The 12,863-nt window shown below is 37.8% G+C and carries 13 protein-coding genes; 3 read left to right on the forward strand and 10 right to left on the reverse strand.

Annotated elements, in window-relative coordinates:
- Positions 1-53 precede the first annotated feature (53 nt).
- A complete protein-coding gene (gene speC / locus BN1082_RS23605) occupies positions 54-2,261 on the reverse strand; it encodes an ornithine decarboxylase (RefSeq protein WP_090639096.1) in 2,208 nt (735 codons plus the stop codon).
- A gap of 29 nt (positions 2,262-2,290) precedes the next feature.
- Complete coding sequence (locus BN1082_RS28420; RefSeq protein ID WP_245640531.1) at positions 2,291-2,506, reverse strand: hypothetical protein; 216 nt, start codon at positions 2,504-2,506, stop codon at positions 2,291-2,293.
- A 600-nt stretch (positions 2,507-3,106) separates the two neighbouring features.
- Between BN1082_RS28420 and BN1082_RS23615 the strand changes: the two genes are divergently transcribed.
- Together BN1082_RS23615 and BN1082_RS23620 are read left to right on the forward strand one after the other, a co-directional pair.
- Positions 3,107-3,661 (forward strand): hypothetical protein, encoded by a 555-nt coding sequence (locus BN1082_RS23615; protein WP_090639100.1) that lies wholly within the window; start codon positions 3,107-3,109, stop codon positions 3,659-3,661.
- 23 nt (positions 3,662-3,684) lie between these two features.
- Positions 3,685-3,825: a YjcZ family sporulation protein gene (locus BN1082_RS23620; RefSeq protein WP_090639102.1), complete on the forward strand. Its 141-nt coding sequence runs from the start codon at positions 3,685-3,687 to the stop codon at positions 3,823-3,825.
- Positions 3,826-4,383: 558 nt separating this feature from the next.
- Here BN1082_RS23620 and BN1082_RS23625 read toward each other — a convergent pair.
- From BN1082_RS23625 to BN1082_RS27875, 5 genes are all read right to left on the reverse strand, one after another.
- Positions 4,384-4,614 (reverse strand): Rieske 2Fe-2S domain-containing protein, encoded by a 231-nt coding sequence (locus BN1082_RS23625; protein WP_090639203.1) that lies wholly within the window; start codon positions 4,612-4,614, stop codon positions 4,384-4,386.
- A gap of 237 nt (positions 4,615-4,851) precedes the next feature.
- Positions 4,852-5,625: a DUF2935 domain-containing protein gene (locus BN1082_RS23630; protein ID WP_090639105.1), complete on the reverse strand. Its 774-nt coding sequence runs from the start codon at positions 5,623-5,625 to the stop codon at positions 4,852-4,854.
- Positions 5,626-5,849: 224 nt separating this feature from the next.
- Positions 5,850-6,677: an alpha/beta fold hydrolase gene (locus BN1082_RS23635; protein WP_090639107.1), complete on the reverse strand. Its 828-nt coding sequence runs from the start codon at positions 6,675-6,677 to the stop codon at positions 5,850-5,852.
- Positions 6,678-6,822: 145 nt separating this feature from the next.
- Positions 6,823-9,138 carry a xanthine dehydrogenase family protein molybdopterin-binding subunit gene (locus BN1082_RS23640; RefSeq protein WP_245640532.1) on the reverse strand — a complete coding sequence of 772 codons (2,316 nt, stop codon included), beginning with the start codon at positions 9,136-9,138 and terminating at the stop codon, positions 6,823-6,825.
- A gap of 427 nt (positions 9,139-9,565) precedes the next feature.
- Positions 9,566-9,736 carry a hypothetical protein gene (locus BN1082_RS27875; protein WP_176699925.1) on the reverse strand — a complete coding sequence of 57 codons (171 nt, stop codon included), beginning with the start codon at positions 9,734-9,736 and terminating at the stop codon, positions 9,566-9,568.
- Positions 9,737-10,126: 390 nt separating this feature from the next.
- Between BN1082_RS27875 and BN1082_RS23645 the strand changes: the two genes are divergently transcribed.
- Positions 10,127-10,876: a M15 family metallopeptidase gene (locus BN1082_RS23645; RefSeq protein ID WP_090639113.1), complete on the forward strand. Its 750-nt coding sequence runs from the start codon at positions 10,127-10,129 to the stop codon at positions 10,874-10,876.
- 262 nt (positions 10,877-11,138) lie between these two features.
- On the opposite strand, the gene BN1082_RS23650 is transcribed toward BN1082_RS23645, so the two are convergent.
- From BN1082_RS23650 to BN1082_RS23655, 3 genes are all read right to left on the reverse strand, one after another.
- Positions 11,139-11,768 (reverse strand): DUF2935 domain-containing protein, encoded by a 630-nt coding sequence (locus BN1082_RS23650; RefSeq protein ID WP_245640533.1) that lies wholly within the window; start codon positions 11,766-11,768, stop codon positions 11,139-11,141.
- A gap of 15 nt (positions 11,769-11,783) precedes the next feature.
- Positions 11,784-11,948, reverse strand: coding sequence for a DUF2935 domain-containing protein (locus BN1082_RS28430; RefSeq protein ID WP_245640534.1), 165 nt, complete (start codon positions 11,946-11,948; stop codon positions 11,784-11,786).
- A 186-nt stretch (positions 11,949-12,134) separates the two neighbouring features.
- Entirely contained in the window at positions 12,135-12,845 is a 711-nt protein-coding gene (locus BN1082_RS23655; protein ID WP_176699926.1) for a DUF3159 domain-containing protein, read from the reverse strand.
- Positions 12,846-12,863: the final 18 nt, after the last annotated feature.

The following is a 12,863-nucleotide window of genomic DNA, read 5'->3' on the forward strand; positions in this document are numbered from 1 at the left end:
AATCGCATGAATTTTTCACTTAAGATTATCCAAATTTGATCTTTTTTTAATCTTTATACTCGTGCTGTTACTTTCTCCTCTTGACTGGTTTGTTCAGACGCAGGTTCTTTGTCTAAAACATATCCAAAAGCTTTAACTTTGCCATCTTCTTGTTCTTCAAGGTAAACGCCTTGAATTTCAGGAGAGAAACCAGGGAAATTATTAATTCCTTCTTCTAAAGCTAAGAAATATTGTTGTACTGTCTCATTCCATCTTTCACCAGGAACAACACAGAAGATTCCTGGAGGATAAGGTAGGGCACCTTCTAAAGCTACCTTTCCTACAATGTCAGTTAATGGCACCAATTTAGAGTTGTTGCGGATTAACTCATATCTAGCTTGTTGAGGGAGCATTGCTGATTCTGGTAATGTAGCTTTACTAAATAATTGTCTTTGATATTTTTTAACATTTCTAGTTTTATAGAAGTCATGCATTTCTTGACATAGCATTCCAATCGTATAGCCTTTATAACGATCTCTATTCTTGTTATAAATTTTTGGAAGTACAACAATTAAAGGTGCATCTTCCCTTACATATTGTTCAAAACGGACAAATTGTGATACTAGGTTTTGCATTTTTGTTTCAGTTGAAGCAGGAGTTAGTAAGAATACAATGGAATTCAAATCATTTTTCTCAGGAATAATTCCATTTTCTCTTAAGAAGTTGCAAAGAATAGTAGCTGGGATACCAGAATCTTCATATTCACCTGTTTCAGCATTGATACCAGGAGTAGTTAACAACAATTTATTTGGGTCAACAAAATATTGGTTCTCGCCATAGCCTTCAAATGAATGCCATTTTTCACCTGGATGGAATTTGAAGAATTCTAGATTATTAGCAATTTCTTCTGTGTCATGTTCTTCCCATTTCTTACCGTTAATTACTTGTGGAAAAAATGGTTTAATTAAAGAACAATTTTTTAATACTGATTTTCTTGTTTCAACGCCAAGCTTAACGCAGTCTGCCCATATCTTAATTCCTGCCTCGCCATCGTGCATTCTAGCGTTTACATCCATACTTGCATACAATGGATATAACGGACTTGTTGAAGCATACATCATAAAGGAATTGTTGAAACGTTTATGATCTACATAACGTTTTTGTCCTTTAATATGACTATCTTTTTTATGAATTTGTGATGCTTGTGACAATGCAGCTAGTTGTTTGTGAACAGACTGTGTAACAAAAATTCCAGGGTCATTTTCATTAAGTTCTAACAATAGTGGTGAACAGTCTTTCATCATTGGAATAAATTGTTCATAACCAACCCATGCAGAGTCAAATAAGATATAATCGCAAAGATGTCCAATTCGATCGACAACTTGACGTGCGTTATAAATGGTACCATCGTAAGTTCCTAATTGAATAACGGCTAACCTAAATGGTCTTTTTGCGTCTACTTTGTCTTGTGCAACATTAGCAATTTGTAATCTTAAATAATCTTCATCGAAGCAGTGGTCATTAATCCCGCCGATAAATCCAAATGGGTTGCGGGCAGTTTCTAAATAAACAGGAATACCACCTGCTTGCACTAAAGCGCTATTATAAACTGATTTATGGTTGTTTCTGTCAAACAATACTAAATCGCCAGGTGCTACGACAGCATTCGCCACAACGGCATTTGCAGTACTAGTACCATTCATAACGAAGTATGTTTTATCAGCATTAAACACCTTTGCAGCATGTTGTTCAGCATCCACTGGAGGACCTTCATGAATTAATAAATCTCCTAATGCCACATCGGAGCAGCAAAGATCTGAACGGAATAGGTTTTCTCCATAATATTCATAGAAAGCTCGTCCAGTAGGGTGTTTACGGAAAAATTGTCCACCTTGGTGTCCTGGGGTGGCAAATTGAACATTTCCTTGATCCACATAACTTGTTAATGATTTAAAAAATGGTGGCAGTAAATTTGCTTCATACTGGGATGCTGCTTCTTCAATTTGTCTGCTATAAAGGTTTGTGTCAAAATGATTGCCATCCATAATGCGGTAAACTTTACCAACGAGGTCATCTGCAAGTTTAGTTAAACTTGATTTAATCACAAATACTGGAATACCAAATTTTGTGCTATCTACTTCATTAATGAAGCTTGTTTCTTCATCAGTTACAACCACTGCAGCTACATCTGTATAATCAGTGCATCCTAATCCAATAGTTTCTCGAGTTGTTGAAAAGAAATTCATTGATTCAGGGTTGCAAGCAATCTTTAATTGTTTCATAATTTTTCCCCTTTCTTTCTGTGGAGTAGTTAACAAGAGTTTTTTTGGGTCAACAAAATATTGATTCTCGCCATAGCCTTCAAATGAATGCCATTTTCACCTGGATGGAACTTGAAGAATTCTAGTTTATTAGCAATTTCCACTGTATCGAACTCTTCCATTTTGTTTCCGTTAACCATTGGAGGAATAAATGGTTTAATTAAAAAACAATTTTTCCATAATGATTTTTTAGCTTCGATACTCATTTTGAAATTTGATTTTTATAATAATTCAATAAAAAGATTGGAATTCCTTCTTCCTGATCAGTTATTTGAAAAAGAAAATGGCATTTCTTTAAGTGAATTTATTCACACACTTTTTATATTTTTAACGCAATGTTAATGATACTGTTGATTTTGATAAAAAAACAAAAACCTTAATGGGTCCATACTTTAAATTTCAATGTAAATAGGGTTTGAAATTTAATGATTTCAAACCCTATTTAAGATAATAAATTTAATTTCTTTTCAATTTCTATAAATCTAGTTTTTAGAGACTCGATTTCTTCTTCCATAGCTTTTTGTTTAGATCCTATCTTAGCTGGGTCTACTTTAGCATTATCATTTTTAGATTTTCACTGTTTTGTACTTCCATGGTAGTTTAAGTGAAAATTCTCACAATTCGATTTAAATAGAAAACAACTAGGGAATCATCACTCTTTAATTTAGTGTTAATTTTAAGAGTCATAGTACGGGGAATATTTAAAAACTATAGGATGACAACAGTTCGATGGTGGGAGGGAATAAATCTGCCCACTGTAACAATAGACAAATTACCAGTATAAAATAGGTCAGGAGGGATTTTATATGGATTATAGACTTAGCGGTTTTTATCGTCAACATCCCAGTATTCATCCAATTTTAGATCAAATTTTGGAGAGTTGGACTGGGGAACCAAAAAATACAGTTTATTTGTTAATCAATAAATATGGTTTACCTAATGAAGCAAGTTCAAGAAGAATTATCTGGTATAACAATGGTCCTTGGAAGCGTACGATTGTTCACCTTGATACAGTACCTCATAACTCTCCAACACCCCATCTTGATTATTTAGAACAAACCATTGATTATAAAGTTCCTGTTCAATTTTTTGATGAATTAGCAGAGTTTGATGGTAGTTTATATCCAGACCGAACGGCTGGTGAAGCTACAGCTAAATGCGATCAAGAAGCGGCGAATTTTATGGCTTTAAACTTGATGAACGAAATTGTTACTGGTAAGCGAACCGTAGAAGATGCACGACGTGCTGCGGTTGAAATTGAAAAAGCTTTTCGATTAAAAGGTCAATCGTCACCCTACACCACAGGATTCCTATTCCCAAAACAATCTCATACTGCTGATCCAGATGTCGCCGCTTTTTAAGGCAAACTAAAACGGCAGCTATGATGTTTTGGGGATACCTTGGATTTTGGGGATGGGGTGACTGCGGCTTTGGCTACGGCGGCGTTTTCTATGGCGGTAGCGCTTTCGTTTTGATTGTTGTGTTATTTATCCTGCTTATCATTGTAGGAACACCTTGGTATTAAATAATTCACACAAATTTTTACGAAAAAAAGACTTTCATAGGCTTTTTCTTTTTATATAGGATACTTCCTTATTTTTACTAAAAGTAAAGAATGCCCATGCCAAAAAATAAGGCAAGCCATATGTTATTGTGAAGCCATATTATGCAGTTACACATAACCTCCAGAAAAGAAGGGACCGCCCAACCTTCTTTTTCTTTTTGAAAACTAAACATTTGTTTCTTGCCTCCAAAATAGAAAAAGCTTAATGATAAAAGAAAAATGTAAAAAATAGCCTAAACCAGCGGAAAACGCTACTGAATCATCGGCTAAATAAGAAAGCTGCATAAGAAAAAAGCTGCCGCATTCGCAAGCTAGTTATTTAAGAAAAGTACCCGTTACTTTAAGTACACTTCTTCACAATCCCATAAAAATTCAGATTAGTTCATTGTTGAAATAATGCACTCATCTATAAGATCCTTCATATCCATTTATATTTATTATTGCTCCTCGTTAGTGAAATACAGAAATAGGGTTAAATGCTGCTTCCCAATTCCTCTATCATAGAAACTCTACGGTTTTTCAGATTAATTCTAGTGTTGGCACCAATTTATTTAATCCATGAACACCAGGACCATCAATCACATCACCTTCATAAGTATAACGGGAACCATGGCATGGGTAATCCCATGACTTTTCAGCTTCATTCCATAGACATTCACAACCACAGTGGGTACAGGTTGTATCTACAATATATAGGTTGCCAATCTCATCCTTGTATGCACCTGCTGTTTTCCCTTTATACTTAACGATTGAACCTTAAGGGTGTATTTCAATTCTTCACAATTTGCTTCGTTAGTCGAACTAGAAAAAGGCGTCGCCTTATTTAAGCATCGCCCCCTTTAGTTCAAAAAGAATTATATGACAATTATGGCAATAATATTTACCCAACGCTTTTCTAATAATAAAGAGACGCCATAAATATGTTAAGGTAATCGGGCTTCCCTATTAAATCAAGACTTTTCCGCTATTACAATCTCCAAAGTGGAGTTATGTTATAATTCCCTCTTCTAAGTTTCTCCATAGGTGATGGGCTTCTCTGGCAAGATGCTCTAATAAATCTGGCGGTGCAGTTGTAATAGCGGCACACTGCTTGATTAGAGTGTCTAATTCTAATTTAAATGCTTCTAAATCCTTAGCTTCGCGAATAATCATTTGCCTAAAAGCATTTAAAACTGGTAGCATCTCAGTACGTGGTTTTCGTACTATTGTTCTAAGTGCATTTGCTTGGAGTAAAAATCGTTCAAACTTTTGTGTCATTCTTCTAACCCTATCTTGTAGTTCATAATTTGATGTATCTAAATAATGCTGAACAAAAGCAAGATGATCAGCCATTTGTCTTAACCAAAACGTACTTTCATGTATGACCGCATCCGCTACGAAAACTTGACTGCCACTTTGTATTAAATTAAATACTTTCTGTGACTCCTCGGCTTCTCTTATCATATGATCCATAAGTGCTACTTGCGTCGAAACAATCAATTCACAGTGTAATGCCTTATTCATTCCACCTATAAGGAAATTACGAAATTCGCTTATAGCTTGCGAAGATTCATTAATTAAAATACCAAGATCCCCCTGTTTCGCTTCCGCCCTCTGCCATATCCCTCCCAAACTCTGAACCATACTCTGGTTTGCACGGGCTAATTCCAGTTCATGATGACTTATTTCCCTGTCAAAAAATTGACCATGCTCTAAATTATTTCGCAACCAAAAGGCTACTATCCCATAGGCATCCCTTTCGTATTTATCCGTATACCCCATAATTACACCCCTTTCGATTATTCTCACCAAGATAAATATATTATTTAGATAATTTGAATATGACAAGTGTTGAAATGAAGATAATGCAATTAAGAAAAAAAAGACTCTAAATTTAAGGTCCAATTACTTTTCAAAAATACTTTTAATTCATTTTCATAGTCCAACTTTAATATCTACTTGGTAGGAAATCCTTTATAGGAATATCAACGAATAATAAATAGGCTTTATAAAAAGAAATCTTTAAGTACCTGAGCTACCTGATCCGGTGCATGAATATCTGGTGCATTATGGTCGAGACCTTGTAGGGTCAAGGTGTTTAGATTCGGAATGACGGATTCCAATGCTTGAGTGGCCATCTTATTGAAAAAAATAAAGCCTTCGGTACCCAAGGTGCCAGTCAACATTAACGTTTCAGCCTCAATTCCTTTGTATTTCTCGAAAGTAGAGTCTACTCGATGAGCCTCTTTGAATTCATTTGCAATTGTTGGCATAAGCATGACGGTTTCTTCCCATTCAGGGCTTTGGGACATCGCTTGAATAATTTCCTCTAACTGTTCATCAGGAATATCTACTCCCATAGCTTTAAGAAATATCTTATGAGCTTCACAGTAATTTTTTTGTACAAGCGCGTCCTCGTAATCAGATATCCAAATGATTGGAAGTGAGTCATTGATAGAAACACCCGGTTCATAGATGGCAAGCTTCATAAGAGGATACTCAAGGGCGACATCAAGTGCTACCAATCCACCGTAGCTGTGTCCAAAAAGAAAAGTAGCTTCTGCCTTTTTTAGAACGGCAGCAACATCTTCCTGCTCCTTTTTCAAACTGTAGTTCGTACTTTGCGGTCCACTATTTCCCCGGCCTCGACGATCTATAATATATACGGTAAATTGATCAGCAAGACTTTCAGCAAGTCGGATGTAATGTGCGGAAGTTCGGGCAGTGCCAGGAACAATGACGAGGGATGGCCCCATACCGATTCTACGAAAACCGAGCATGGTTCCATCATTAGAGGTTATATTCCCTATTGAAAAAATTTTTTGTGACGACATAGTACCCTCCTATTTTCTGGTTTAACCTTTTTAGATATAAAATTACACTATATTTCTGAACTTACCTGAACCTTAGCTCAAGAAGAAAAAAAGCAATTGCTTAATTCTACAATCACACCCGTTATTCCTTTCTACCAGATATCCTTTATTGCCTCTCCTTTGCTCTCCAAATTAATTCTGGAATTAAGGGAAGATTATGAAGCGAAACACCAGCGGCCACGGACAATGCATTTCCGAGAGCCCCAGGCATTCCCATTAACCCTAGTTCTCCTATTCCACGGGCTCCGTATGGTGCATCAATCTGTGGATTTTCAACAAAACCAACCAAGTAATTAGGATTCTCCCCATAGTGGAGCGGGCGATACGTCCGAAGCTGCGGATTCAAAACCCTCCCTAAATCATCAAAATAAAATGTTTCTCTCCCTGCGAATGCTAACCCCATACTCATTGCCCCCATAACTTGACCTAATGCTGTTTTTTCATTCATCACCCTGCCTGCATCCACCACGCATGCAGCATTAACAAGTCGATAAGTATAATTTCTGCGATCGAATTCTACCTCTACTCCATATGCCGCAACAGACCACTCTGGACCAGGCTTCCCAGCTCCTGTTTCAGGATCCAAATTCGTTATATGACGTAATATATAATTTCCTCTGCCAATGATTTGACCCCCAATAGCGTTACCATTTGGATACTTATAACCATATCCAATATCTTTAAAATCAAGCCCAATGGATGGATCATCCCTCAAAAATACCCGACTATTTGCCACTTCAAGATCTTCCTTTGGTGCTCTTAACACACATGATGCCACTTCTTTTAATTGGGTAATGACATCTTCAGCGGCATTTAAGGTAGCCCTACCTGCCATAAACGTTCCCCGGCTTGCAACGGTTTTCCAATGTTCTGGCGTGGTCTGGGTATCGACTTCCATTCGTACATGAATTTTATCGACGTCCATTTTAAGTCTCTCGGCGAGAATTTGAGCTAGCACAGTCTTAGTCCCAGTTCCAATTTCGATAAGACCTGACATTAAATTGATACTTCCATCCCGATTAAATGTTAAAATAACGCCTGAGGGTGAGTTGGCATCAATCGTTGACGTTTTCCAGCTACAGCTTACGCCTTTTACTCTAACAAAGCGTTCATTTATCTCTTTAATCGCCCCTTCGTCCCATTTGATTAAATGTCTTACTTTCTCAATACAATGTGGTAAGTCTCCTAAATTGCTTTTATTTAAAGGAACCCTTGTCGGTGTTGTATTTCCTAGTCTGATGGCATTTATATAACGGAGTTGAAGGGGATCCATTTGCAGTTTTTGTGATAGTAAGTCCAATGTCCTTTCAATCACAAAGGAAAGCTCAGAATGAGAAAATCCTCTAAATGGGGATGCATACGGATGATTGGTATACATACAGTATGAATCACACCAGACATTCTCAACATTATAGGGACCTGTACAGTCGACTGCCCCTGATCTTGTTACATCAATGGCTTTATCGGAATAGGCACCCCCATCCCACAAATAAAGGATTTCCATCACTTTAATTTTTCCGTTACGATCGGCCCCAATTTTAACTGTTGCATCCAAACCAATGTGACATGGAGATGTAATGATATCCTCTTCACGTGTATTGAAAACCCTTACAAGTCGGCCGCCAACAGCCTTTGATGCCAAGTAGGCAAGTATTTCAAGCTGAACGGGTGCCTTTCCACCGTAGCCTCCTCCAACAAACGGCGTGTGAACAACAATTTTCCCAATATCCTCACCAAAGTAATTACCTATAAGTGTTTTGACCATAAAAGGCGCCTGAGACGAGGTCGTTATATTGATTGTTCCATCTGGTAAAATCTCACACGATGAACATCTTGTTTCCATTGCGGCATGGTCCGAAGGTGCAAAGGAATAACTAGCTTCTACTGTTACCTCACTGTCAGACCATCCTTTTTCCATATTGCCCTTGCGAATTTTCGTAAGGGTTGCAATGTTTGTTCCCGGAACCGGGTGTGAATCTTTCTCCTTTTTGTATTCGTCTAACCTTTCATGGACGAGGGGAGCATTCTTTTGGAACGCTTGTGTAGGTGAATTTACTACTGGCAATAGTTCATAGTGGACATGAACCAGGTTAGCTGCTTTCTTAGCCTGTGCTGGAGTATCAGCGACAACTAATGCAACTACTTCTCCATGATAACGGACCTTATCTACAGCAATCGGCGGTCGGTCGCGGATGGACTCACCTGTGAGTGGAAAATGTTCTCCCGCGATAATCGCCCTAACTCCTGGAATTTTTAGCGCCTCTGTCGTGTCAATCGCAGTGATCCTGGCATGCCCATAAGGACTGATGACCTTAATGCAAGAAAGCATCCCGACTGATTGGTAATCATCTGTGTATTTCGCCCTGCCTGTCACTTTATCCCACGCGTCTTTACGAATGACACTTTTTCCGATTACATCCAAGTCGTTCACTCCTAACTCTCGGTTTTCATATAACCTTTCGATTCCCAGTATATTAATATTCGTGTACATAAAGATAAATACAGCTACGTAGAAATAAAACAAATGAATAATTATGTAGATGAAGTTTGCAAGATTGGCTCGTACCTTATAAAAATGGGGTTGTTGAGAATTGTTGTAAAATGACTATGGACAACCACATTGTCATCTCCAGCAATCATTCGCTTTTGTCTGCCTGGCTACTAAATTCTTTATATCAATTGCTAATCCTTGATTCACTGAACTAAGACATTACTATAATACGAAAATGGCATTACTCCATTATTGAAGTAATGCCCTCGTAAAAAAGAAAAGCTGCCTCAATGGCAGCTGAATCTCCAATATTAGCATCCGTTAGCCATCCACCTTTTAAGAACTTTCAAGTATATAACTAATGATGTTCAAGGAATTTAATTGCTGTCCGAATAGACCTAACAAGACTTGGTCCAACTAATTCTGCTATATCCAAAAAGATATCAAGGATGTCCCACCATTTGGATTCCTTCCCTTCCTCTTTTCTCTTTTCTCTTCGGGCTTTTCTTTTCTCTTTAAATGTATTCATAAACTCACCCCCGTCTCTTCTTTATAGTACCGCGTCTCCACTTATTGTAGAAAAGCCCACATTACTTAAGTGAAAGCATTCACAACTTCACTTTATTAGATAAAATTATTTAAAGTAATTTTTATTATCAATAAATCCCCAGTATTTCTTATTTACTTCTCCAACAAAAAAAGGAAATCCTTCTTCAACTGCCAGTTAGTTTAATAAATAAAGGGATTGCTACGGCAACCCCATTGTTCAACTCATGCCCCAAATACTATAAGTGTAATGTTTTACAATTTACAATCACTTTTAGTATCATTTTTTAGGAAATCTTGGTATTTAATTCATGAATAAAGCCCCTAATCTAAAAGGAAAATATAAAAGCATTAGAAAAAGGAGGATTAGTGAATGTTTAAATTATATACCGTTTATGCATTTCTTTTTGCTCTTTTGCTGATAAACATTTCTGGTTGTAACAGAAGTTTAAACAAATTAAATAAAATTGATATCTCGAATGTTACCAAGATAAGTGCAGTTACTTTAACGCCCTATCCTACGTCGATAGCAGTTGTGGTGAATAAGAAATATTATATGCCTGTTAACTATGTACCAAAAGATTTAGTCTATCCTAATGTCCCTTTTTTATTTAAAGAAAAAATTGAAAAACGTGAAATGAGAATGGAAGCGGCACAAGCATTAGAAAAACTATTCGCCGCTGCTAAAAACGATGGAATTTATTTAAGCGGAGTTTCTGCCTATCGATCCTATGCTACACAAGAAGCTTTATTTAACCAATATGTAAAACGAGACGGTTTTGCAAAAGCGAGAACCTATAGTGCGATTCCCGGTACCAGTGAACATCAGACAGGCTTAGCAATTGATGTTAGCGGAATAAACGGAATATGTGCTGCTGAATCTTGTTTTGCCAATTCGAAAGAGGCTGCTTGGTTAAAGAAAAATGCTTCCAACTACGGCTTTATCGTTCGCTATCCGTTAGGAAAAGAAAACATTACAGGTTATAAATATGAACCGTGGCATATACGTTATGTTGGTAGTAGTGATTCGAAAGCCATTCAAAGTCGTGGGATAACGCTAGAAGAATACTTACACGTTGTTCCTGTTTCCGACGTATCAAAATACAAAAAAGATTTTCATTAACCTTTTGCGTCAAAAGCGTTTACCATATTCAGAACGACAACAGAGCCGACTGGAGAAATGGATGGACCGCTTCAACGGGGAAGCAACTAAGTATTTGGAGCATTTCCTGGCGTGGTTCAGCTATATCGACAGCAAGGACTATGAGAACACAACGTTGAATAAAAAAACATGTTGGTGTCTTCAGGCCTGTTTTCTGTGAAGGATACGAATGCTAGACTTCGACGGATGGCGTATTGTTGAACTATCGGGAAGCATAGTTAAATTAGTAACCGGCTCTAGGTTTGGTAGGGTCGCAATTAGGGCAGGGCACGCCTGCAGCAGCTTGAGAGAGTTTGGTCAAATAATAGCACTCTTCCCGGTACATATGATCGAGAATCAGCTGTGAAAACGTTGCCTGCAATTCTTTACCGGCAAAGAGCTCCTCTACTTCGGACAGAAATTTCATGAAGAGGAGCAAAATGGTATTAACTTCTTGATTAAACCGTCTCAAAGCAGGGAACTCCGCCAATTGAGTACGCATATATCCCGCAAGCCCGACAGCTTTGATATAAAAGGTCTGAAAATACCATTCGAATTCCGAGCTCTTATTTTTCCAGCTCTTCTCTACCAGATCAAATTCGTCTGTTAAGCCGGCTGCATGGCCGTATGCGGTTTGAAGCCATAATAAATGCTGGTGAATCGTTGGTCCCGGGGAAGGCAGTTGGCTACTTGTGAGTGCAGCAAAAACGCGCATCGCTTCCTCGGTCTCATTGACCATATGATTAAAAAACGTCGGGGTCAAGATAATATCCTCCGTTAGCGACCGTTGCAGCAAATGAAGCGTATAGGTGCGCAATTGTGAAGTCCAAGGATTTACAGATTGAAGCAAGGCAGCGATGCTCTCGTCATCCAAGTCCAGCCGTGCTGATTACAACAATTTGTCAAAGGCTTGAATGAACTGCTCTGCTCTGGATATTTCCGCTGCCTCTCCTGGAGCAATGTCATCCCGAATTAACATCGCATGATCGCCCAAAATCTGCAGCCAAAATCGGAGCTCAAAGAGCGCGCCTTCCTCAAAGCTAATTCCCACCATTTTACACAGCTCCCTTTTCAGATGACATCCGATTCTTTTATCACTATATGTGGGTGTCGCCTTCTCAGATGCCTATCTAATGCACGGCGTCCTTTCTCGGATCGATAAAAAACGTTCCGTCGCTCCGATGTTTATTTGTCGTACGATGGAAAAGCCAGGCATTTAAGCCCAAAAAAAATACTCCTGCTATCGCTTATGGGTGCTAAAATAAAAGTATGCCCGTTCAAAATGATAGGAAGTCCTGTATGATGATTTAGACTGCAATTTTCTTCTTGGCTTTGCTATAGCATTTATTTTTACGGTAGTTATTTCGTTTACTGCCTGATGGATTAAAAAGAAGATTGCCAATGAGATTCCCGATAAAACAATATCAAGGGACTTATCCAGTATAATATCAAGACGGTATGCCTCTACTCCGTATTTCATGATCCATCTTGATAAACACACAATATATATAAGTTCATTTGCACAGTAAATTAGCGTTATCAGTTGAAAAAACTTGTATGTCTTCTTTTCAAAAAACAACTCTTTTGTTATTTTTCTGTCGTATCTGTCCATCGCCATCAGATCCAATGTAAAGTATAAATAAAGCGGCTTTTTGGCTGCAACGCTTAAAGAATATATAAATAATAAGGCGGCTGAGTAAAAAACATTATTCCATAACAGCTGCAAGGCAGACCCAGACAAAAAATCCACTAATAATCCAGCAGTTAAATTTAGGATGATCCATATTCCTGTATAATTAAGACTTGCATTATTTTTGAATCGGTAAAAGCTATAAATGATCCCCGGTATAGTGGTGAGAATCATGGCGGGATAGTCACCTACAACCTCCCGACACAGCTCCCAAAATACCAAAGGGAAGATAAAAAACAGTACAAAATCTACTATCAGCATTAAGGTTGGACTCAAATT

Origin of the sequence: Neobacillus massiliamazoniensis (assembly GCF_001048695.1) — a bacterium.
Lineage (GTDB): Bacteria > Bacillota > Bacilli > Bacillales > Cytobacillaceae > Neobacillus > Neobacillus massiliamazoniensis.